We start from the raw sequence: 23,411 nt of genomic DNA on the forward strand, positions 1-23,411 counted from the left end.
ATTTATGCAATTTATTTGTTATTACTCTTGACCGGGATTGGTGAAACAGTACGTACCCTCAGTCCCATGAAAATCCCAATCCGGATTTTCGGGTGTTCCCATATTTACTGCACATCTACCAAGACTCCAATGAACAGTTTTAAAAACACCGTTTACCTTTACAACTACCTCGATGTCTTCCAGACAATACGCACCGGTATAGTACCCATTACTACCAACAGCCATAATCAAATCCGATCCGAGTACATAAATATTATATGGATGAGAAGAGCTTCCTGGAGCGTGATTAACAGATTGCAAAATAACATCATCCATGGCCGCAAATTTAAATGTATATCCATACCAAGCGGCATTGCCTGAACCACTCAATACCGTTTTTGTTAAATAACAAGGACCTGGGGGTGGTGTAGTAGTAGGACATTGCGCTAGATTAGTCGTCCGTATAACTGGCTTAAGAGTCCGACCCAATAAAACAGATTGATTTCTATCCACCTTTATACTATTTTTACCCGTATGAGAGTGATTAGCAGAAATATTTGCTGGGTTGTCGATATCAAAGCCAAAATGTTTACCACTTAAGCCTGATTTTTTTTCTTCGAATCCTTCATATCCAATTTGTTCATATCTTGAATTGGAAGCGACCGCCATTGGCAATTTATACTGATATCCGTACTGAGCAGAACTATGACGCCCTAGCGCATCTTCATTTTCTACTTCCGCTCCATAAGGGTTATATTTAGTGATAGTGCTTGCAGATTGCCAAATGGATGGCACTTTAAACCAGCCATTAATTAGATCATAGTGATAGTAAGGTGAAAAAGTAGTAAAGAACCCTTCGTTTCTTGGATTATTGATTGCTCCATTCGATGGTTTTCTTCCGGTCAGATAAGCATACGATTTTTCTGCTCTCCATTCTCCCTTAATGTTCCATACATAAGGATTTACTAACACATTATAAGGATAATTTGGCAAGCCAACATTGGTTACCGGATTATTGACTGGATTACTACTGTATGGATCATATTCCGGATAATACGGTATCATTGCTTCCGATTGTGTATTCCACAAATCTTTATATTCCACTGCGCTGGCATTTATAATCCTGGGGTTAGCGCCGCTTCCATCATATAGGAATGAATTCTGATGTAGAGTACCGTCACCTAAAACTGGATTATTGGTAATCTTAATCGGATTTGTCATGGAGGTCACACTAGCCATTGATGCCGACTGCAGATTTCTGTATCCAGAACGAACAATCTTAAAATGAAAGGTACCAAGATCCAGACAGGTGTTAATGTAGTGTCCGGCAGCATCCATTAGAAGCACTCCGATATTTTTTCCATTAGTATCCTTTTTGAAACCTATAACCCATACTTTATATTGCGCAGGCATATTTATATTATTCACGCTGGATGACTGAACGATTCCGGACAGCACCGATAATTCGTCACCAACATGAAATACATTGGATAAATCTGCCGTATAATCTTTTAGGCTAAAGTGTGGAAAATTTGTATAGACTGGAGAACTACTCGGTGGTGTAGCGGCTGCGAACGGCACTAAATCTCCTTCAATACCAATATTTTGAGAAGCAAGTCCCATACCATCATACATCCAATATGCAGGATAAGTAAAAGAGAAGTAATGATCATTATATTCATTTACTGTTTCAGTCAGAATAACTTCACCTGAACCGGCATCCCATGCTATATTTTTAGTGGATACCCTTGCCCCTAAATCATACGCTATTTTTTCGACCAAAATACCTGTTTTATGAACATGTTTAGTAGTTACCGCGGTTCTTAATACACTTTCGCTGGAAAAGTTTTTAGGGAACATGGTTGGTACAAAAACAGCAATCGGTGGCACCGACGGTGTCAGGAATGACATTAAATTGGCGTCAACACCACTGCTTAAAGTCGATGAAAAATTTTCGCTAAAATCATTAATCAGATCATAATCTAAACCAATCAATTTTTTAGAAACTTTCCCTTGAGAGTCAATTGTAGTCAGATTACTGTCAATATTATTATTCGCATCAAAGTTGTAGATATACTCCACACTTGACAAGACGTCGTTACCCGTCGCCCCTTCTTTATATACTTTTTGGCTTTTTATTTTTCCATTCATGTCATTTGTTTCAATCGCATATCCCTGCGACATCGTCAAATGATTTTTAACATTGACATTTCCATTCCTTAACATCGAACCGATCAGATCGTTTGGCGTGATGTCGGGAATCGCATTCATATTAGTGTATTCGACTTTGGTAGGAAAATCATATGTGGTATAATGTTCGGTAACAACCATACCCGTCGCATGTTTTTTTACACTTCCTCCGCTTTCAATGCGCGGAAGGTTTTTTACAACTACCCGTGAATAGGTAACTTTTGCAGCAGGGAAGAAATTCTCACCAAAAGGTTTTTCGACATAATTACTTTCCATTGGAGCAGCAATATTATCAGCGTAAGAGCCACTATTGTTATAAAAAGGCTCCACTAATGGATTTTCTGAACAAGCGTTTGGCTCAAATGTAGCGACACCACTGGATTTTGCATTGACTACGTCACTTTCTGTGTAGGAATAGGTCTGACCATATTCCATATTCGTTCCTCCGGCTGGCGTTAGCATAGTAGTCCACTGATCGCTCAGCTTAATTGATTTTACCCTTAATCCACCGCCTAATTTTTTTCCTGTTCCAGTTTCTAAACGCACCCATGATTTTGCAGGATTAAATACCCTGGCACATCCTTTATCCTGCAAGGCCTTATTAGGACCCTTAAAAATTTCGCTGATTGCTTTTATACTACCTCTAAGAGCATTTACTATACTCTCAAAATCCTTTTCGGTAGGATCAGGATCTTGCCCGTACACTACCGTATTTAAGAAACTTCTTCCAAATCCCCATCCTGCTTTTGCGATAGGATTTACAAGCATACCACCATTAGTACCACCACCACGTTGCAGGGGTTCTAAAGGAATAGCAGCGAATGTACCAAGGCCATTTCTTACAATTCCTATACTTTTACTTTTTTTAATTTTAAAATAACCTTGCACATATTCATATTGCCAATTATTATCACTCCGCATATTCAATAAGAATCTAAACTGAATGGCTTTGTCATAATTTTCGCCCAAGTAGTCATTTTTAAATTGTTGCTCATTCAATAAAGGATGAGAGGTTGCACTTTTGCTTAATTGTACATATAAATAATCATTATGGGTACTTCCGGTATACAATTTGTTTTTAATAATATCAGTTTCAGTAGGATTGGGAACCGCTCCTGCACCAATTACATTAAACATCTGCATCGCTTTTTTGTTTTGCACATACTGGTAGTCGTCACTTTCGGTTTCAAGTGTTATTTTACCTCCTGACGGCAGACTGATTGTCTTCAGATTCCATACCGCTGTATAAATTTTAGCATCGGCAGTAGCATCTTTAACAGTTGCTATATCAATATTTATTTGATCGACGAATGGAAACTCTGTATTGGTTGGTATTGCAGAATTTACTACTCCGGTACCTAAATTTGGCTTATAATTTCCCCATATATCAAATCCTTTACTGTCATATTTTGGACAGTCCGCATTGACATGATTAAGATTTCCCCCGAGAATAACATCCATTTTATAACCAGCATCATTCTCATTATAGTCAAACTCATACGGAGTATATTTCCCCATGTTGGAACCTCTATAAGTAAAATACACTTTTTTCAATGTTAATTTCCCTCCATAATTATGAAGTTCATTTGCGTCTAGGACCAGGTCATTCGGATCTATAGGATTAGCAACTATATTATTAGGCATTCCTTTACACAAACTGTAACTGTATATGAAATGAGCAGTTTTTATTGGCTTTATGCTTCCATTTATTCCCGGATCAACAATCTGGCCCGCAGCATTGGTCACTTCTGGCAATGAATACAATCGTATGGATTTTAACTTCTGCATTTTTCCCGGACCCATTCCTCCAGCTTCATTCATCACACCGCGGGCATCTTTCCTGGCTGCAAGATCAAAGAAAGCAACATGGGTTTTGGTAACAATCTTATTAACGTATAATAATTCTTTTTTACCGTATATGTAATTTCCCTTCTGATCCTGCTTTTTAGAATAAAGACCATTATTATAAGTAGCTTTTTTTGATTCAAAAGGAATTCTCCATTTATAAATAGAATCCGTTGTCGTATAATCAAATTGTGTATAACTACCTAAATCCTTTATGGAAGGTCCATTATTGTCAACATCTTCATAATCTGAAGATAAAACGGTAGTCAGCATATAACTGTGTGCATATCCAGGCGTGGTGATTTTATTTAAATACTGATCACTTCCAAGCCCGTTATTACTGTTAAGGGTACCATTGACGCTATTATCTGCTAAAGCATAATAAGGCACTTCGCCCGTTTTATTGTCACCATTTCGTGATGACACATCAAAAGTTGCTTCTATCTTTTTGGTGTTATAGGCAGTTTGTCCATAAACATAAGTACTACCATCTGTTTTAAGAACTTTCATTCCGGAAGTATGGTGCGGTTTCGCAAAATATTCTGTTCTATATTTAACAAAAAGGTCCCGTTCTGCTTCCTTATTAGTAACTTTTTGGATTACCTGATTTCTCAAAAAACGTTTCTGACGTCTAATTTCAGAAATTGGCTTCGGGAGTACATCTCCTTTCACGAAAAAATTGGGAGTTGCAGTCCCATTTTTGTTACCACCGGTTATAGCAACCTGCATTGCATTGGTTCTATGTATAGTTTCATATATATTTTGTTCAGGATCTACTGCGGTTGCCCCAACCATTTTGAAGGTGCAAGGCTCATAATCTATCGTTTTTGGATCATTGCTCCCCTCTTTAAAGTATGGTAAAGCATTATTATTAGTAATCCATGGTCCAGTTGAGCTGGTCGTTGAGTTCGACTTAAAATCGGCGCTACCATGAAATAAATTACCCAAACCTAATTCAGCACCATAGCTTCCCCCTGATCCATTATCAACAACCATGTCGTTATAAACGGTACTTACTTTGGAGCGGTAAGGCCTGAACATTCCTGCTACCCCCTGCCCATCAATATTGTAGGTATCATACGTGTAATTTGTTGACGGCAAACTAGTTGTTCTCTCCGTAATTACCCTTTCATTAATCCTATTAAAATCCAGAACCCCGGATTGATCATTTTTATATTGTGTATTTTCGTAACCGAAAGCTTTCTCCGGTCTTACCTTATATTCAGGACTAATACTCTGATAAGAGCCATAACCTGTAACCTGAACCTGTCCTTCTATTCCAAATACCTCTCCACCTACAGCAGCATTAAAATTAAAACTGGAATTGTCATACCCAATTCTTTTACTAGGGGTATAACTTTGATTATTGAAAGATATACTACCCCCTATACCTGTACCACTCCCTCTATGTTTTGCGGGTGTATTAGCGTTAATATTATCTGCTTTTTTTGCATATTTTTGAGATACAGATGCAGATAAATTTAAATTTTCAACTCCTTTTCTACTACTTAAACCCAATGACAAAGAACTTGATAATGATGTTACCGAACCATCGCTTTGTTCTTTTCCTTTTCTGGAAATACTAACGGAAGGAGTAACGGATGCTCCATCTGCAACAGAACTGGATAAATTCATTCCCACAGAAACGTTGTCACTTAGTTCGAATCCCACACCCATGGAAGGCTTGAACGAAATACCTTCGTAATTATTGGACTCAACAGCCAGACCCGCACCTAAATTCACACCATCCCATCCAAAAGCTGCAGCATTCACACCCAGATTCATACCTACAGTAACGTTATCTCGGGTATTGTTCTCGTATTTTATCTGATCACCCTTGAAATCATCCGGTAATCCACGAACTTGTCGCTCAATCTGACCTACATTCAGATTCCATCCCAGTCCTACCCATGACGCTTCCTGATCCATAGTGACCCCCGAATTATATGCCAGGTTAAGAGGATATCCACCCACATCCATAACAGGAATGTTATAATTAAAATCACCACTGGTCAGATCCACCATATCAGAAGTTCCAATTGGAGTAAATGAATTAAATTCCGGCTGCGTAGGCCCACTCGTTAAGGCATACATTTGCAGGGGCTGCAATGTTTCCAATAGAATCATCATTGCTAAATAAATCGCAATGATTTTTTTAAATTTACTTTTTTTAACTTGCTTGATCATAAGGCTATTTCTGTATAGGTATCTTTAAACTTAAATTTTAATGTTCCTTTTTTAAAAAGGCGGTCATTATAAATCAACTGTATTTTTTCTTCAGGCTGTATTCCCGAAAAAAATAATAATACTTTTTGATAAGGGGCAATTTTATAACTTCGCTCATAAGTAACTCCCGAGCATGGAATAGTGTCATTTTTTGAAGTCACTACATAAAAATCTTTATCAAGAGAGAAAGACATATATTTTATGCCGTCTTCATAGGAGATTCCTGTAAACTCTTCCTTGAGTAATTCGTTTTCATTTTCTTCCTGGAAAATAAATTCAACTACCCGCTCTTTTTTATTTTCTTCGTATAAGGAGTCAACCATTATCAGATCTTCACTTCCTTTATTTTTCAAAAGATAATACTGAATGGGAACTTCGGTTGCAGTAAAACTAATCTCATCTACTTTTTGAACATAGGAACGGGATTTCCAGCCTATCTTTTCTAGATTATAATACCGGGAACGGATTTCAGAGTCATTTCTTACTTCTTTTTCTTCTTTTTTGCAGGAAAACAAAATAAAAACAAGCAGCAGACAAAAAACCTTATTTAAGTCCTTCATACTTCTTGTTTATGTAGGTAAGTAATTCGTTGGTTACATCCACATCCCCATCTGCGAACAACACGCTTCTTTTATTTTCTGAACCTATCACAAGGTCATAATTATTGGTTTTGGAAAATTCTTCGGAGTAGCTATGAATTCTGGCCCAGATTTTTGAAGTCTCTTCTCCCCCAAAATTTTGGTTGAATTGTTCCAGCTCTTCTTTTCCCTGAATAAACTGTTGCATCATCACCTTCTTATCAGTTTCAGAAATTGCTGGAGATTGCAATTTAAAATACAGAGTATCTAAGACCGATTTCCTTGCATTAAACTCTTTCTCTCCTACTCTCTTCATCTCCTTGGTCATATTGAATCCGTCAAAAAGTTTGATATTATCGACATAGACAATTTTGTTTGACCCCAGAATATTAAAAACAAAAATGGCAATTAATAGGCATATCAAAATACTATTAACTACCACAACCAGATATAATTTATTTTTTAGCACTAAAATTTTTGTTAAATTTGGTGCAAAAGTAGTCTTTTTGTTATATTTCAAACATTAAAATACCACAATGTTTAAAATAGATGCCGTTGTTCTTAAATACAAATCAACTATAAGTTTGATTTACAAACAATTAGTCTAATTGTTTTTTATCAAAAAAAAAGAGTGCTGCTGATCTTTTATTCGATTTTGTGAGAAATAGAAATAACCCAACCAATAGTTAGAATTTATTCTTATTATTTTAATCTTACATCTAAGAACTGCTAGGTTATTATTTTTTAGCAAAAAACACTACCTTGCGCCCTTTTTAAAATAAATTTTACTCCATTGAAAACAAAAGTGTTGCCTCCTTTTTTATATCTTATTCTAGCAGTGGTATTAATGTCTTTTTCAGACCCATACACGATAAAGAGAATTTCAGATGCCAATTTTCGATATGAATTTTACACCACCGACAAAAAAATAAAACCCAAATCAAACAAAATCTATTATTGGTTTAAGGGCGGTGCCATTCATAATGCACAAGCTGGTGCTACCGGAATGTTATTGAATGATAAGTTCCTTAAAATGTACCATAGTAATCAGTTAGCGGAGCAGGGCGAATTTAAAAACGGACTTAAAGTCGGGCTTTGGAAATCGTGGCATCCAAACGGTACCATACAAACTACTCAATATTGGGACAATGGCTTCAGAACAGGATTATATTACCGTTATGATGAAAACGGAGCGGAAGTAGAGAAAGGAAATTACCGAAGTGATAAAAAACACGGGCAATGGGTTGATTATGCTAAAAAGGACACCGTGGTTTATAAAAGAGGGACCGTTTTTGTAAAAAAACCAAAGTTATCCAAAGCACAAAAAGCAGCTTTAAAAATAGAAAAGAAAAAAGCCAGCGAAGCAAAAAAAGTATTGAAGGAAACTGAAAAAAATCAGAAGGCAGTTGCGAAAGCAAATAAGAAAACTTCGAAACCCGCAAAAGGTTCTAAAGAAGCTTCTGATAAACCCAAAAAAGAAAATTTCTTCAAAAGACTGTTTTCTAAAAAACCATCCAAGCAAAACACAAATGGTCAGGGCGCATAGTTTATTATATGCGATTTATATATGCCTGATTGTTTCCATAATTTGTGGGGCACTCCTCTATTTTGCCAATTTGTATGGTCAGCTGAATGTTCATTATAATCTTCACGAAGAATTGTATATTCAGAACCAGTCGGTTGTAAATTTTGCCTTAGGAAACAAAACGCAGCCGGCAGAAATCCCACTGGACGAAAATTCAGGCATCGAAGGAAGTTACGAGACAAAACAATACGGATTGCTTACTTTACTATTAGCTAAATCTTCAGTGAGAAATGACACGGTTGCATCAGCGCATTTTGTCGGACATTATTCGACGGATAAAACAGCAATTCATTTGTCCAATTTTTCAAAAGGACTTTCCTATTCTGGTACCGTTAAATTAATAGGTATTAACCATTTACCGACACCGTTTATTGAAACATCATATATAACTAACGCTGCTAATCTGTTGACGGCACAAGGAACCATTATGGTATCGGAAATTCTTTTGCCAGAAATCAATCCCAACTTCAGGAAAATATTTGAAGGAATACAGACAGAAAAGACGGCATTATCCGACGTGGACAAACCAAAGGATTCATTGTATTACAATTCCTTTCTTAACGAAACCAAAGAGATTAATGTAAATCCTATTTTAAGTAACGTGATCTTTAAAGGAAATTTCGTTTTGCGTTCGAAGGATTCTCTTCATATCCGGAAAAATGCCGTTTTAGAAGATGTCATCCTGATTGCCCCAAAAATCACTTTCGAAGATGGTTTTAAGGGAACTGTCCAGGCCTTTGCCACACAGGGAATTGAATTAGGGGAAAAAGTAACATTAAACTATCCCTCGGTAATCTGTGTTTATAATGAAACCAGGGATATCAGTAAAATAAAAATCAAAAAGGAAAGCAAAATAACGGGTGCAGTTGTTTTGTTTGGAAATCCCTTGGAAACAATCGACAAAAACAGCATTGAAATTGAAGAATCAGGCTTGGTTTTTGGAACGGTTTACTGCACGGGGAAACTGCTTCTGAAAAGTAACGTATATGGTTCGGTCTATACCAACCGCTTTTTCCATAAAACCACATCGTCCAGTTATGACAACACCATTTCCAATATAGAGATTAATGCACTGAAACGACCGGCTTATTTTATAGCTATTCCATTGTTTGACACTAAAAAAACCGAATATGGTATTCTTAAAAAAGTATTATAGCCTCAAAGCAAATTCTATTTTAGAATCCATGATTGCATTGACAATTATTTCGGTGTGTCTGTACATCGCCATCATGATTTTTGCAGCGGTTTTTACACCCCGGACATCAGCTAAATTTTATGATACCCAGAATAAGGTCAATGAACTATTCTTTTTGGCACAGATAAAAAATGATTTGTTACAATATGGGGAAGACGAAAATCTTCTCATCGAAGAAGAAGGAATTAATGACGGACTCAAAAAGGTGGTTATCCAATATAAAGACAGTACCCAATTTACCTTTGAAAAAAGTTTTTATATCCAATCCAATGAGTAGCAAACATTCAATTCCCGCATTTTCAATAATAGAAGCCATTGTCGGTATGGCAATTACGGCTATTATTATGGGAATCATATTCGTGGTCTTTTCCATTGTGACCGAAAGAATGATTGATTATAAAAACCAGAATCAGTTGGTCAATGATTTGAACCGATTAACCTATAGTATCAATAAAGATATTTTTGAAAACGAAAAAATGAAGGTTATCGAAAACGAAGTGATTTTTAATGGTTACTCAGGAGAAACCGTAAAATACAGTTTTGAGGAAGCGTACATAGTGAGAAGTACCGAAATATTCATTGATACATTCAATATTAAATTAAATCAAATCAGTATTGATTCGGTAAAAAACAAATCGCAGAAATTGGTTTTCCAAAAATTGAAATTGAATTTAGAAGTCAATGAAAGGGAAATGGATCTGAATTTTTACAAACGGGTATATGCAAACGAATTGTTACAAGCAATAAAAGAATAATGAGTCTGGATTTAAGTACATATAAAACAGCTAAAGCTGAGAAAAAGGATTTTAAGATAGAAACGGGCCAGGTCCGGTTTTCTAAAAAATTGTCCGATAAAAAGAAAGAAATATTCTATCGGGAATTGGGCATGCTTTTGAAATCAGGTGTCGATTTTAAGAAAGCGCTCGAAATATTGGGTAATCAATCCAGCAATAATTTTGAGAAAGATCTCATCCTTCAGATTAAAGACAAAGTGGTCGAGGGAAGAAGTATTTATGAATCAATGCGGGAAACAAAGCAATTTTCACCGTATGAATATTACAGTATCCAGATTGGGGAAGAAACCCGCAAATTGGAGGAAGTTTTAAGCGAACTCCAGAAATATTTCAACAGGAAAATTCAAATGAAAAGACAAATAGTCTCGGTTTTGACGTATCCTGCCATTGTGATGTTAGTGACATTCTTAGTGCTTTATTTTATGCTGAATAAAGTAGTACCGATGTTCAGTTCGGTATTCAGGCAATTTGGCAGTGAATTACCGAAGAGCACCCAGATCATCATAAAAATATCGAATCATTCCGGGACAATTTTCACACTGATATTCGGGATAATAATTGGGTTAATAATAACGCACAATGTATTAAAAGAGAAGCAAAGTTATAGGTCGTTTACAACAATGATGGTGCTTAAGATTCCGTATTTCGGAAACTTAATACGTAAAATTTATATCTCCCGTTTTTGCCAGGCGATGAATCTATTGATTACGTCTAAAACCACATTAATCAACTCCTTGTCATTAACCGCAAAAATGATTGGTTTTTATCCTATTGAAATTGCTATCGAAGAAATAAAAGAAGATATAACTCGTGGTGCTTCGCTAAACGAAAGTTTAAAAAAGCATCCTGTATTTGAAAATAAAATGGTCTCCATGGTCGAAGTTGCAGAGCAGGTTAACCAACTGGAAACCATGTTTGAACGCTTAACCGAGCAATATAATGAGGAAATCAGCCACCAGACTAAAATGATTGGAGTCATCCTAGAACCCATGATTATCATTGTTATCGGTATCATCGTGGGGGTTATCATGGTCTCCATGTATGCGCCAATGTTCGATTTAAGTAAAATAATTAATAACTAACAATCGTATCATTAGTATTTGTACTTTTGCACCGTCAAAATCAGTACATTTTTAAATGACAAAACAGAGTAATATGTTAAATAAAAAGTATTTCCTTAAAATTAAAAAAGCAACCGTCAAAGCATACTCTCTGACGGAGATTTTAATTGTATTGTGCATCATCGGTATATTGTTGTTGATGGTTTTGCCAAACCAGACTTCCGTAATCAGCCAGGCCAAAGCCATAGAGGCACAAGCCATGCTTAATCAGGTGTATGGATTGGAAAAAAGTCATTTCTACCGTCATTCAAAATATTCAAATAACCTGGAAGAGCTGGGATTCGAGCAGGAATTAACCGTTGAGGAAGGCGGTCAGGCCGTTTATAAAATTGAAATATTGGATGCCTCCAATGAGTCTTTTACCGCAAGAGCAACTGCTGCCTCTGATTTAGATGGCGACGGAAGTTTCAATACATGGGAAATTGACAGTAAAAAAATGCTAACCGAAGTAACAAAGGAATAAATTGAACATAGCTCTCATTATTGGTTTGTCACTTTGTTTGCTGGCTGTATTTTTTCAGGATTGGAAATACAGAAGGATTCACGTGGGGCTGCCTTTGGCTATTTTTCTTTTTTCTTTTTACATAATCCAACAGCAAAGCAATATGATGGTCGGGCTAATTGCTTATAACTTAGCCTTTTTCGGAATCACTTTAAGCATTTTGACACTATATATGAGTATAAAGAACAAACGGTTTTTAAACCCTTTTCAAAATTATTTTGGATTAGGAGATCTGTTGTTTTACGCAGCAGTTGCGCCGTTATTTTTACTCCAGAACTACATTCTTTTCTTTATTCTTTCCATGGTTTTTGCTATAGTGCTGCAAATCGGGTTAAAGAAAATTATTAAAGAAAATACCGTTCCGTTAGCTGGCTTTGCTTCTTTGTTTTTATTCATTATCATCATAAAAGATATGATGTTCGGTTTTCAAAAAATCACATTGTTATAGGTTATGCGGGACATCGTAATTCTTTCTGAAAATCAACACAGTATTTCAAATGATCTGGCGAACCAATATAGGATATTGCCCAAATCGGTGTCCGAAAGCACGTTAGAATTATACATTGACGATTCCTTTGACAATCGCGACATTAAAGACGAACTGGAACTTTTTTTAGGCAAAAACATCGTTTTTCAGCCTATAGATTCTTCAGAGATCGAAAAAGGATTGTCCATTTATTACCGAAAAGAAAGACAGACAAGCACTCATAAATCGCTGAATGTAGATAAAGGGGATTTTCTTGAAAATCTGTTGACAGAAGCAAAATCATTGAAATGTAGTGATATTCATTTTGAAGTTTATGAGGATTCGTCCCGGATACGTTTCAGGATTGACGGTCAATTGATTGAACGCTATAAAGTGGATAAGGAAAATTATCTCGAATTGGTCAACAAGATTAAGATTAAGGCCAAACTTAATATTACCGAAAAACGTTTACCTCAGGACGGAAGGATTACGAATGACGCTTTTGATATCCGGGTTTCGATTTTACCTACATTATTTGGGGAAAAAATAGTAATGCGTCTCTTAGGACAGGATGCCTCAAATATTGATTTAAGCACACTTGGTTTCCAAAAAGAAGAACTGGATCATTACCTCGAAGCCGTAAAAAAGCCAAACGGGATTATCCTGATAAGTGGGCCGACAGGTTCGGGAAAAACCACGACATTGTATGCGACATTAAAACTGCTGAACGATAGCAGGAGAAATATAGTAACTGTTGAAGACCCAATCGAATATACTTTAAAAGGAATCAACCAGGTCCAATTAAAAGAAGACATTGGACTAACGTTTTCATCAGCCTTAAAATCATTTTTAAGACAGGACCCTGATGTCATTATGTTAGGGGAAATTCGGGATTCCGAAACCGCTTTAATGGCTATTCGGGCTTCCTTAACCGGGCATTTGGTATTGTCAACAATCCATACCAATTCTGCCATCGGAACCATTTCAAGATTAATCGATATGGGGGTTCCCTCCTATCTGATTGCCGAGACTTTAAATCTTTCGGTGGCACAACGATTGGTGCGTAAACTTTGTAATCATTGTAAAAAAGAAGTCGATTGCCAGACGGAAGATTTCCCGGTGAACTATCAATTTCCGTATGACATTTCAAATTACAATAAACCGGTCGGCTGCAACAAATGTTTCCATACGGGATATAAAGGCAGAAGGGCAATATATGAAGTTTTAACGATCGATACCGCCATTTGTGAAGCCATAAAAAACAATACCATTTCGAAATTATTCAGTAATGACGAAAATTACAAATCATTGTCCGACAAGGCATTTGATATTCTAGCCGAAGGTGAAACGTCATTGGAGGAAATATATTCTATTTTAATCAACATATAAAAAATGTTTAAACAAGTTGTTTACATACTAATCGGTTTATTTTTTACAAATCTTGTTACTGCACAGCAGGACATAAACGAATTAAGCAGAAAATTTGACGAGTTGGCCATCCAAAAGAAAGGGTTGACGGAAACCATTAAAATTGATGTTTCCGGATTGACATTGCACGATTTCATTTCTTCAATAGCTGAGGAGCACCAATTGAATATTGATGTGGATATGAATTTAAACCAGCCCGTTGTCAATAATTTTTTTGATGTTACCGTGAAAGATGTATTTATTCACCTTGTTCAGAAATATGATCTGGAAGTCACTTTTATGAATAATATCATCACCTTCAAAAAAAGGACTGAAATAAAAATCATTGAAAAAAAACCGGTTAAGGTTATTGATGTGGATTACAATTCTCAAAATGATTTTTTATCCATTAAATTAGAAAACGACTCATTACCGGCGGTTGCCAGAGCCATTACTGATAAATCGGGAAAGAATTTAGTCCTGGCTCCGGATATAAAAAACCTAAAAATTTCGTCTTATATTTTAAATCGACCGTTTGATCAGGTAATTGAAATGATGTCGAAGTCCAATGATTTGATTGCCACCAAAGATGAAAATGGATTTTATTATATCGAAAAAAATAAAGACGGAAATAATAACGTATCAGGCACTAACAATCAAAAAGTCAAACAGCCTAAAGCCAATGTGGATTCGCCGGGTTATTATGATGTTGGATTAACAAAATCAGGGTTTTTATCCGTCAAAGCGAATGTTGCAGATGCGGCCGATTTATTAATGGAGGCTGCCGAAAAGCTGCATATCAATTACTTTTTATACAATAAGCCTGAAAATGAAAAAACTACCTTATTAGCAGAAAACATCACTTTTGATGAACTTTTAGAGCAGGTTTTCAAAGGAAAAAAATACACGTACAGGAAACAGGACAATTTCTACTTAATTGGAGAACAGGTTACTGAAGGCTTAAGAGCTGTCGAGTTAGTCCAGTTAGAAAATCGTTCCATTGAATCTGTGGTTTCTTCGCTGCCTAAAGTCTTTTCAGAAAAACTGGAAATCAAAGAATTTATTGAACTAAACGGGTTAATTGTTTCCGGTGCAAAATCAGTACTGGAAGAATTAAAAGTCTATATCAAACAAATCGATAAGGTTGTCCCGATGGTTCAGATAGAAGTGATTATCGTACAATATAATAAGTCATACGATATTCAGACGGGAATGAAAGCAGGACTGGATAAAATAAATAAGGTTCAGACCGGAGGTACATTATTTCCCTCTACAGATATGACGGTAAATTCGGCATCAGTTAATAGTCTTATAGATGCCTTTAATGGTTTTGGCCTTTTCAAGTTAGGAAAAGTAGCATCGTCATTTTATCTGAATCTGAAGTTGCTTGAAAATAATTCTGTAATCAAAGTGGAATCAACCCCAAAAATAGCTACGATTAGCGGACACGAAGCTAAATTGTCCATCGGGGAAACTAATTATTATTTTGAACAGAGTAACCGATTGATAAACAGCAGTATTGGGAACGACATATTGAATTCCGGGACATGGAAATCAACGGATGCCAACTTAACCGTATCCATCAAACCTTTTGTATCGACAGATGAAAATGTGACGTTAACAATTTCTGTAGAAAAAAGTTCGTTCCTTGGCAGAGCTGGAGAAACGGCTCCTCCCGGAAAAGCGACTCAACGGTTCGAATCATTGGTGAGGGTCAAAAATGGGGAAATGATTTTATTAGGAGGATTGGACGAATTGAAAAAAGAAAATTCAGGTTCGGGTACACCGCTAATATCCAGAATTCCGGTTATTAAGTGGTTTTTCAGTAGTAGAAAAAAAGGAAAAGGTAATTCGAAATTACATATTTTCATTAAACCAACAGTGGTATATTAATGATTACGTACCTATCTAAAATAATAAAACTGAACAATATACATGTTGTTGGCGTCATTAAAAAAGATAATGATGAAAGCTATAATGTGCTTACGATCCAGAAAAAAGGCGACAAAATAGACATTGTTGCCATGGCATCATTCGATACCTTCGAAGAGCTCCATAAAAATACAGATGCTAAACTGCCTGTCCTTTTAGTGATAGATGGAAAAGGCGTGTTGAATAAGGAAATTAATTTCAACAATGAATCCGATGTCAATTGGCAAAAAAATATCGACTTCACCTCTATTTACCATACAAGCTTAAAAGGCGCCGACAGTAATTTTATAAGTTTTTGCAGAAAAAACATCGTCGATGACACGATAGTCAAATTTCAAAAAAATGGCTTTCAGGTAGTCGACATTTATATGGGTTCCTTTTTATCGGCATTAATATACTCTGCGATAAAAAAAGACACCATACTTTCAAACGACCTGATTCTGGAATTTGAGAACGAAAAATTGGCCCGGTTTACCAAGCAAATAGATGCACTAAAAAAAGAGCAGTATACCATTGGAAAAGAGAATATTTCAAATTATTTCTTACCGCTTTACGGCACACTAATTCACTTTTTTATACAGCAAAAAGAAGTTTCGAAAACAAAAAACGAAAACTTGAATAGTGAGGAAATTGTCTATAAGAAAGCATTTGCTGCCTTTGGGATAACCATGCTGATTGGATTTTTACTGGCATTATTATCAAGTTACCTACTGATACAATATTACGGTTCAAAACACGCGGAACTTACTGTTCAGAATGTCTATTCCAATCAGTCCTATCAGCTGATATTGGATTTAGAAAAACAGAAAGAAAATAAGCAGCGGATTCTGAACGAGTCCGGGTTTTCATCTTCCAAATTTCTTTCCTTTTATGGATATGAGATTATTAAAGCCATTCCACGGGATATTTCTTTGACAGAATTAAATATAACTCCGGTCGGAAAAGAGACAAAAGCCGGCAAGAAGATGAGTTTTGAAGCCAAAACCATTATCGTCAAAGGGGAAACATTCAGAGAATCTTCATTTAACACTTGGATGGAAGGCTTAAAAAAAATGAATTGGCTTAAGCAATTTGAAATTATAAGCTTGAAAAAGGATAAGAAAAACAAATCTCAGTTCGAAGTAAAAATCACTATAAAAGATGTTTGAGAAGTATTCTTATAAACAAAAATGCATGGCATTAATCGGCATCTTTTTGATGTTGTCCATAACGGCTTATAAAAGATCGTTCCATACCTTATTTCAGGTAATGGAGGAGTACAACGCCTTATCAGCAAAAGTGGCAGACATCAACAAGAAAGCCAATAACACCGAAGGATTACGCAGGGATATTGCCTATTTGGACCAGATAATTGGCAAAGAAGGAATAACCAAAGAAATGGTGCAGCAGGGCATTGTAAGTTATGCGTCTGAGAAACATCCGCAGGTTTCCATTAACGATTTACAACCTATTCATGTCTTTGCTGACGAAAATCATAAAATAGTCACCAATCAGCTGGATGTGACCGGAAACAGCAATCAATTGATGCAGCTGGGCTATGATTTTGAAAAAGGATTCAACTATTCCCGGATTGTCAGCATGAATTTTTATACCACCAAAAAAAATAATAAATCTGAAGTTTTACATTTAAAAATGATTTTCCAAAACTATGAAATCGCCATGTTTCAAAATAATAATCAATGATGAAGAGTGGCGATACCATATTCTTTACAAAAGCAAATATTTAAATAATTATGAAAACAATAAATAAAATTTTACTATTCGCGTTGGTTATCATGATGGTTTCATGCGAAGATATATTTGAGGAAGATATTACCAATGATACGCTGCAGACCATTTCTCCACAGAACAATGAAGAAGTGGAAAGCAATGTGGTCAATTTCCAATGGACTGCTATTGATGGTGCAGATGAGTACAGAGTGCGGGTATATGGGTCGAATCAGGCAATTGTATTAGATTCATTAGTGAGTCAGACGCATTTAAGCTATCCTTTGCCAGAAGGAAGCTATCAATGGAGGGTTCGCGGAGAGAATTTTGCCTACCAGTCAGCCTATTCTTTTTGGTCCAATTTTTCTATGATAGAATCCGATGATTTAACCGCTCAGTTCGTTGTTCAGTCAAGTCCTAATAATAATATTTATGTAAACTCTGCCAATCTTAATTTTTCATGGCAATCGATGGCAAATGCGACCAGCTATAGCATTGTTGTCAAAAATGACGCTACTACTACAGTAGTTTTTTCGAATCCAGATATTGTAGGAACATCAATATTATTAAATAATCCGAATCCGGCTGATATACCAGATGGAGTTTATCAATGGAGCGTGAAAGCAAAAAATGCAACTACTGCCACCGAAACAGAAGATGCTACAATAAGAAAATTTTCTATTGACCGTGTAGTTCCAAATCAACCTGGACTTACCGCTCCAACTAATGGTGCTACCCCACTAATAAATACGTCGATTACATTCACCTGGACAGTGGCAACGGATTCAGGGGTCGTGATGTCACCAATTAATGCTTTTATAATTGAGTTTTCGCATGATAATTTTGCAACTGCTCCTTTTCTGACATTAAACGCTAGCACCACAAGTATTTCGCAATCTTTTGATACTTCAGGAGATTACTATTGGAGAGTGAAAGCAAGAGATGAAGCAATGAATATCAGTACTTCAAGTGCAATTCGTAAATTTGTTATTAATTAGATAATGAAAAAGAAAATAAATATTGCTTTAATACTAGTTGTTTTAGGACTATGGGGTACCGTAGGGTATAAAACAATTAACCAATATTTCTTTTCAAAAGAAGTGCTTACTGGCGCAGTGCCGTCAAATAGTAATTTACTTTCCAATCTAGTCCATAAAGATACTTTTCTACTGGAAAACGTTGCCAGGGATCCGTTTTTAAATAAGCAAAGTCATACCGGTTTTGTACCTAAAAAATACTATCCGAAGGTTTCAATCGTCAAACCAACGAAACCAGTTATAAAACCGAAAGTAATTATAAACTGGCCATCGATTACCTACCATGGATATATCAAATCTAAAGATAAAAATGCAGAATTGGTTTTGGTCAAAATTAATTCCAAGCTGTATAAATTGAGAAAAAAAGATCAGGTGGAAGGAGTAACGCTCCAAAAAGTATACACCGATTCTATAGAACTTGATTTCAATAAAGAGAAAAAAGTAATCAAATTAAATTAGAATTTAGTTGTTCCTATTTATACATATGTTCTCTCTTGTAAAAACTGCAGCTACGAAGTTGACAGAGATCGTCAGTTAGGATAATTATTATTTCATTTATTAATTTTCATGAATAAATTTATATACACCTCATTAATAATCTTTTTTCTTTCTAATTGGAATCTTTTTTCTCAAACTACACTAACCCATAATGTAGGCAACAATGTTATTCCCAACACGATGTATTCTTGTAGCTGGGGAGGTGTTTGTTGGGCTAGAAAATTCGTACTTTCTGATTTCGGCATCAATTCTAATCAAAGCTTCACAATAAACTCGGGTGAAGTAGGGTTATTTTATGGAATAAATTGGGGTACTAATCTACAGTTTAATATATATGCGGTTGATTCCAATTTTCCTGCTTCTTTTTCTGAATCAAATCTGATCGGAAGTAGTCAGGTTGTTAATATTCCTGTGAATATTAATATAAACCAAATTATAAACGTGAATTTCACTAATCCAGTAATTGTACCAGCAGGTACTGCAGCAATATTAGTTGAAGTTTTTCAATTACATAGTTCAAGCAGCGACGCACATGCATTTGTTGCCAGTACAGAATTTGATAATGATTTTTCGTGGTTTCGTACTAAAAGCAGTGGTTGTTACCCAAATACCTATGTAACAACAGAATCATTAGGTCGTCCAGATGCTAAATTTTACATAACGATTAATGGTCAGACTACAAATATTGGCCCTTTTAACATATCCGTGGAAAGTGACTGTAATGTATTTTCAAAAGAATTCAGTCTGACAAACAGCTCAGACATCAGTACTATTTCCTGGAACTTTGGTGATACAAACTCTGGTACCAATAATACCTCCGACTCGATTAATCCTACTCATGTTTTCTCTTCTATAGGTCAATATAATGTTACTGCTGCAGTGACTAATTTGTCTGGACAAACATATAATATCAATCACTTAGTAAAAGTGCTATCTCCTCCTATTGCCCATCCTGTTCAACCTATTAGCATTTGCGAGAGCACTAATAATATAGCTGTCTTCAATACATCAAACATACAATCCACATTGTTAGGAAATCAAACAAACATGACTGTATCCTATATGGACAGCAATGGGAACCCGCTACAGAGTCCGTTACCCAATCCTCTCTCAAGCTCAACTACAACAATTACAGCAAGGGTAGCATATTCAAATAATCCAAATTGTTATGGGGAAACTAATATCAGTTTAATAGTAAATCCAAAGCCTATAGCGCATCCTATCAGTCCTATTTATTCTTGTGATGATAATATTGATGGAATAGCCATATTTAATTTGTCAAACGTTGCGTCGAATCTTCTGGAAAATCAAACAGGAATGGTGGTGACTTTTTATGATGGAAACGGTCAAACTTTACCAAATCCATTACCAAATCTGTACACAAACACTATTCTTAATCAAGAAGTAATAACCGCTAAAGTCACGAACCCTTTAACAAATTGTTGGGCGCAAACAACATTTAGTCTAATCGTAAATACTGTTAATCTACCAATTGTGAATTCTCCACAAACTTTCTGTATTCAACAAAATTCAACTTTGGACTCAATTGCAGTAAGTGGTCAGAATATTAAATGGTATAATGCTGTAACTGGCGGAAATTCACTCCCAAATAATACCCAGTTGGTCAATGGAACAACATATTATGCTTCACAAACAATTAATAATTGTGAAAGTTTGAGGACCACTGTTTTAATAAACATACAAAATACTCCTGCACCAACAGGAACAGCAGCCCAAAATTTTTGCTCAACTCAAAATGCGACTTTAAGTGACATTGTCGTAAGTGGTACTAATTTAAATTGGTATAATTCAAGTTCCAACACAAATGTAATTCCGAATATATCACCATTAGTTAATGGTGCAACTTATTACGCATCACAAACGATAAATGGTTGCGAAAGTGTCAACCGATTAGAAATTGCTGTTACCCTAATCAACACCTTAAATGCAATAGATTATTCTGAAACAATTTGTGATGACCAGAATGATAGTTCTGAAATTGTTGACCTAACAAGTTATAATGCCTATTTAATTTCGAATCCATCAAACTTTACTTTTGAATATTACAATTCACTTTCCGGAGCAACCAATCAAACAAATCCTGATTTGATTACTGCAATAACTAATTACAATATAACTTTGGGATTCAACCCAATTTATGTCCGCATAATTTCGAATAACGGTTGTCATCAAATTGTCAAAGTAAATTTGACATTAGTAAGTAAGCCTATAGTCAACATCCCTGATATCGTCCGCTTTTGCGAAAAAAGTGCCATAATAGTTGATGCTGGTTGGGGTTTTGATAGTTATACATGGTCTACGGGTTCAACTTTACAAGCTATTACAATCTCACAAGCTGGAAATTATTCCGTGACTGTAACAAAAAACTATGGTAATATAGTTTGTTCAACTATAAAAAACTTCAATGTTCTTTTATCAAATGCAGCAACAATTACCAACATTGAACTACAGGATTGGACTGATACAGAAAATATAATTACGGTAAACACAACTGGTTTTGGAGATTATGAGTTTTCAATTGATGGAATTCATTATCAGGACAGTAACGTGTTTTTTGGATTAATTAGCGGTGAATACAACGTTTATGTTCGGGATAAAAACGGTTGCGGAATTAAAAAGGAAGAGGTCTTTTTATTAATGTATCCTAAGTTCTTTACCCCAAACGGTGATGGATATAATGAAAATTGGGGAATTAAATTTTCTTTTTTGGAACCTGGGTTGAAAGTAACCATTTTCGACCGTTATGGTATGTTTATAAAAGAATTAAGCCATACAACTTCTTGGGACGGGAAATATAATGGAAATGAACTTCCATCAACCGATTACTGGTTTGTCGTTAGGAGAGCAAATGGAAAAGAATACAAAGGACATTTTACGTTAAAAAGATAAAACTGTAAAAGCAGATCCTGATATTTTTATTTGAAACTTATTTTGTGTAATGGAAAAACCATTTTAGTGTCGATTATGAGTAACGTAAAATATCATGTGGGCGCTCCCCTTCTATGCGATTTCACCGTCAACCAGTGATTTATACAGTGGAAAATCTTTGATCATAAATTGGTAGAGTGGAAAAATCTATTCAAGGCCATGGGTTAATTTTGATAATATTTAATCTCTAATAATCTGTATATTTATACTTCCAAAATCAGACAATTGTTAAACTAAAAATCTCAGCTATGTCCACAAATAAAGAAACTGTAGAGCAATACATGCAGGGATTTCGGGAAGGTGATCATCAAAAAATCCTTTCCTGTCTGACGGACGATGTGATTTGGGAAATGCCCGGGACTTATAAACATATTGGCAAAGAAGCTTTTGACGGCGAAATTGAAAATGACAACTTCGAAGGAAAGCCATCCATACAAGTTTTCAGGTTGGTGGAAGAAAATGATGTCGTGATTGCCGAAGGTGCCGTACAATGCCAAATGAAAAACGGGCCTATGCTAAATTTAGTGTTTTGTGATGTCTTTCTAATGAAAAACGGAAAAATCAAGCAACTAACTTCTTATTTGATGACTCTATAACTAACTGAGTTTATTCCCAACTTCCCGAATCTCTTTTCTTAACTCCCGAAGCATATCCTTTACATTCTCAGCGTTCATATCATCCGGGGTAAATTCTTTCGTGGCAATGCTGCAGGCATATTCCCAAATCTCCAGAATCTCCGAAGCCTTCACTTCATACGGTGAATAAACCGTATTGTCGGAAATCAGCATCAGGGCATTCTTCCCATTCTTGTTCAGCCTTTTATATACAATCCCCTGGCTTTTGGTTACCACGATATACGTCTTCCCGTCCATTACATCTCCCAGTTTTTCTACATATTGACCTACAACAAACGAACCTTCTTTATGAGGCGGCATCGAATCGCCATCGACCGGAAAGGCACGGAATTTCCCATTTCGTAAAAACGGCAATGAAATATGCTGCAGGCTTTCAATGAATTCCGGATCGGCATATCCGTTTGCGTATCCGGCTTTCGCTTTGTGTGGTACGATTTCAATTAAATTATCACCATTGCCATCAACCTTTATTGGTAAAAGGATTCGGTTGTCTTCTAACTGCAGTAAATTATCAATTGAAATCCTGCTTAAATCAACAGTCAGAAGTAAATCAATACTGATATGGAAATAACGAGAAATCAGAAGCAACGTTTCCGCTGGGGGTACGTTTTTTCCATACTCATATTTCTTATAACGGTCAACAGGTAATTTCATGCCGTCAGCCACTTCCTGCTGCGACAAATTCTGTTTGTTCCTCAACCATTTCAAATTGTCAGAAATATACAACATACGTTAAAGGGATTTTAAATCACTACAAATATATGC

The 23,411-nt window shown here is 35.8% G+C and carries 19 protein-coding genes; 15 read left to right on the forward strand and 4 right to left on the reverse strand.

Annotation, left to right across the window (positions count from 1 at the left end; all coding sequences use genetic code 11):
- Positions 1-21: 21 nt before the first annotated feature.
- The 3 genes from FNW07_RS11740 to FNW07_RS11750 are packed head-to-tail and all read right to left on the reverse strand — an operon-like array spanning position 22 to position 7,287.
- Complete coding sequence (locus FNW07_RS11740; protein WP_126743944.1) at positions 22-6,201, reverse strand: hypothetical protein; 6,180 nt, start codon at positions 6,199-6,201, stop codon at positions 22-24.
- The gene (locus tag FNW07_RS11745; RefSeq protein ID WP_126743945.1) at positions 6,198-6,800 is read right to left on the reverse strand and encodes a hypothetical protein; all 603 of its coding nucleotides are present in this window, start codon (positions 6,798-6,800) and stop codon (positions 6,198-6,200) included. The genes FNW07_RS11740 and FNW07_RS11745 overlap by 4 nt, the downstream gene beginning before the upstream one ends.
- Entirely contained in the window at positions 6,784-7,287 is a 504-nt protein-coding gene (locus tag FNW07_RS11750) for an OmpH family outer membrane protein (RefSeq protein ID WP_158626849.1), read from the reverse strand. The genes FNW07_RS11745 and FNW07_RS11750 overlap by 17 nt, the downstream gene beginning before the upstream one ends.
- A 378-nt stretch (positions 7,288-7,665) precedes the next feature.
- On the opposite strand from FNW07_RS11750, the gene FNW07_RS11755 reads away from it, so the two are divergent.
- From FNW07_RS11755 to FNW07_RS11825, 15 genes are all read left to right on the forward strand, one after another.
- Positions 7,666-8,364 (forward strand): toxin-antitoxin system YwqK family antitoxin, encoded by a 699-nt coding sequence (locus FNW07_RS11755; RefSeq protein WP_144265635.1) that lies wholly within the window; start codon positions 7,666-7,668, stop codon positions 8,362-8,364.
- On the forward strand, positions 8,348-9,559 hold the full coding sequence (locus FNW07_RS11760; RefSeq protein WP_126743948.1) for a hypothetical protein: 1,212 nt from the start codon (positions 8,348-8,350) through the stop codon (positions 9,557-9,559). The genes FNW07_RS11755 and FNW07_RS11760 overlap by 17 nt, the downstream gene beginning before the upstream one ends.
- Positions 9,534-9,875, forward strand: a complete 342-nt coding sequence (locus FNW07_RS11765; RefSeq protein WP_126743949.1) for a hypothetical protein — start codon at positions 9,534-9,536, stop codon at positions 9,873-9,875. The genes FNW07_RS11760 and FNW07_RS11765 overlap by 26 nt, the downstream gene beginning before the upstream one ends.
- Positions 9,868-10,353: a type II secretion system protein J gene (locus tag FNW07_RS11770; RefSeq protein ID WP_126743950.1), complete on the forward strand. Its 486-nt coding sequence runs from the start codon at positions 9,868-9,870 to the stop codon at positions 10,351-10,353. The genes FNW07_RS11765 and FNW07_RS11770 overlap by 8 nt, the downstream gene beginning before the upstream one ends.
- Positions 10,353-11,474, forward strand: a complete 1,122-nt coding sequence (locus FNW07_RS11775) for a type II secretion system F family protein (protein WP_126743951.1) — start codon at positions 10,353-10,355, stop codon at positions 11,472-11,474. Before FNW07_RS11770 ends, FNW07_RS11775 begins: the two co-directional genes overlap by 1 nt.
- 73 nt (positions 11,475-11,547) lie before the next feature.
- A complete protein-coding gene (locus tag FNW07_RS11780) occupies positions 11,548-11,976 on the forward strand; it encodes a type IV pilin protein (RefSeq protein WP_126743952.1) in 429 nt (142 codons plus the stop codon).
- Position 11,977: 1 nt separating this feature from the next.
- Complete coding sequence (locus FNW07_RS11785) at positions 11,978-12,463, forward strand: prepilin peptidase (protein WP_126743953.1); 486 nt, start codon at positions 11,978-11,980, stop codon at positions 12,461-12,463.
- Positions 12,464-12,466: 3 nt separating this feature from the next.
- Entirely contained in the window at positions 12,467-13,870 is a 1,404-nt protein-coding gene (locus FNW07_RS11790) for a GspE/PulE family protein (RefSeq protein WP_126743954.1), read from the forward strand.
- A gap of 3 nt (positions 13,871-13,873) precedes the next feature.
- Positions 13,874-15,781, forward strand: coding sequence for a type II secretion system protein GspD (locus FNW07_RS11795; RefSeq protein ID WP_126743955.1), 1,908 nt, complete (start codon positions 13,874-13,876; stop codon positions 15,779-15,781).
- On the forward strand, positions 15,781-16,968 hold the full coding sequence (locus FNW07_RS11800; RefSeq protein WP_126743956.1) for a hypothetical protein: 1,188 nt from the start codon (positions 15,781-15,783) through the stop codon (positions 16,966-16,968). Before FNW07_RS11795 ends, FNW07_RS11800 begins: the two co-directional genes overlap by 1 nt.
- Before the next feature lie 25 nt (positions 16,969-16,993).
- Positions 16,994-17,503, forward strand: a complete 510-nt coding sequence (locus FNW07_RS11805) for a hypothetical protein (protein ID WP_126743957.1) — start codon at positions 16,994-16,996, stop codon at positions 17,501-17,503.
- A gap of 50 nt (positions 17,504-17,553) precedes the next feature.
- Positions 17,554-18,525: a hypothetical protein gene (locus tag FNW07_RS11810; RefSeq protein WP_126743958.1), complete on the forward strand. Its 972-nt coding sequence runs from the start codon at positions 17,554-17,556 to the stop codon at positions 18,523-18,525.
- A gap of 3 nt (positions 18,526-18,528) precedes the next feature.
- Positions 18,529-19,023, forward strand: coding sequence for a hypothetical protein (locus FNW07_RS11815; protein ID WP_126743959.1), 495 nt, complete (start codon positions 18,529-18,531; stop codon positions 19,021-19,023).
- A 108-nt stretch (positions 19,024-19,131) separates the two neighbouring features.
- Positions 19,132-21,972 (forward strand): T9SS type B sorting domain-containing protein, encoded by a 2,841-nt coding sequence (locus FNW07_RS11820; RefSeq protein ID WP_126743960.1) that lies wholly within the window; start codon positions 19,132-19,134, stop codon positions 21,970-21,972.
- A gap of 287 nt (positions 21,973-22,259) precedes the next feature.
- On the forward strand, positions 22,260-22,607 hold the full coding sequence (locus FNW07_RS11825; protein ID WP_126743961.1) for a nuclear transport factor 2 family protein: 348 nt from the start codon (positions 22,260-22,262) through the stop codon (positions 22,605-22,607).
- Here FNW07_RS11825 and FNW07_RS11830 read toward each other — a convergent pair whose 3' ends face one another.
- Positions 22,608-23,375 carry a LexA family transcriptional regulator gene (locus tag FNW07_RS11830; RefSeq protein ID WP_126743962.1) on the reverse strand — a complete coding sequence of 256 codons (768 nt, stop codon included), beginning with the start codon at positions 23,373-23,375 and terminating at the stop codon, positions 22,608-22,610. It lies immediately after the preceding gene.
- Positions 23,376-23,411 lie beyond the last annotated feature (36 nt).

This window comes from Flavobacterium sp. GT3R68 (assembly GCF_007109225.1).
In the GTDB taxonomy this organism is placed as follows: Bacteria; Bacteroidota; Bacteroidia; order Flavobacteriales; family Flavobacteriaceae; genus Flavobacterium.

Coding starts and splice junctions, on each gene's coding strand:
- FNW07_RS11740 (WP_126743944.1), bottom strand. CDS start 6,201: ATGATCAAGCAAGTTAAAAAAAGTAAATTTAAAAAAATCATTGCGATT.
- FNW07_RS11745 (WP_126743945.1), bottom strand. CDS start 6,800: ATGAAGGACTTAAATAAGGTTTTTTGTCTGCTGCTTGTTTTTATTTTG.
- FNW07_RS11755 (WP_144265635.1), top strand. CDS start 7,666: ATGTCTTTTTCAGACCCATACACGATAAAGAGAATTTCAGATGCCAAT.
- FNW07_RS11760 (WP_126743948.1), top strand. CDS start 8,348: ATGGTCAGGGCGCATAGTTTATTATATGCGATTTATATATGCCTGATT.
- FNW07_RS11765 (WP_126743949.1), top strand. CDS start 9,534: ATGGTATTCTTAAAAAAGTATTATAGCCTCAAAGCAAATTCTATTTTA.
- FNW07_RS11770 (WP_126743950.1), top strand. CDS start 9,868: ATGAGTAGCAAACATTCAATTCCCGCATTTTCAATAATAGAAGCCATT.
- FNW07_RS11775 (WP_126743951.1), top strand. CDS start 10,353: ATGAGTCTGGATTTAAGTACATATAAAACAGCTAAAGCTGAGAAAAAG.
- FNW07_RS11780 (WP_126743952.1), top strand. CDS start 11,548: ATGTTAAATAAAAAGTATTTCCTTAAAATTAAAAAAGCAACCGTCAAA.
- FNW07_RS11790 (WP_126743954.1), top strand. CDS start 12,467: ATGCGGGACATCGTAATTCTTTCTGAAAATCAACACAGTATTTCAAAT.
- FNW07_RS11795 (WP_126743955.1), top strand. CDS start 13,874: ATGTTTAAACAAGTTGTTTACATACTAATCGGTTTATTTTTTACAAAT.
- FNW07_RS11800 (WP_126743956.1), top strand. CDS start 15,781: ATGATTACGTACCTATCTAAAATAATAAAACTGAACAATATACATGTT.
- FNW07_RS11805 (WP_126743957.1), top strand. CDS start 16,994: ATGGCATTAATCGGCATCTTTTTGATGTTGTCCATAACGGCTTATAAA.
- FNW07_RS11810 (WP_126743958.1), top strand. CDS start 17,554: ATGAAAACAATAAATAAAATTTTACTATTCGCGTTGGTTATCATGATG.
- FNW07_RS11815 (WP_126743959.1), top strand. CDS start 18,529: ATGAAAAAGAAAATAAATATTGCTTTAATACTAGTTGTTTTAGGACTA.
- FNW07_RS11820 (WP_126743960.1), top strand. CDS start 19,132: ATGAATAAATTTATATACACCTCATTAATAATCTTTTTTCTTTCTAAT.
- FNW07_RS11825 (WP_126743961.1), top strand. CDS start 22,260: ATGTCCACAAATAAAGAAACTGTAGAGCAATACATGCAGGGATTTCGG.
- FNW07_RS11830 (WP_126743962.1), bottom strand. CDS start 23,375: ATGTTGTATATTTCTGACAATTTGAAATGGTTGAGGAACAAACAGAAT.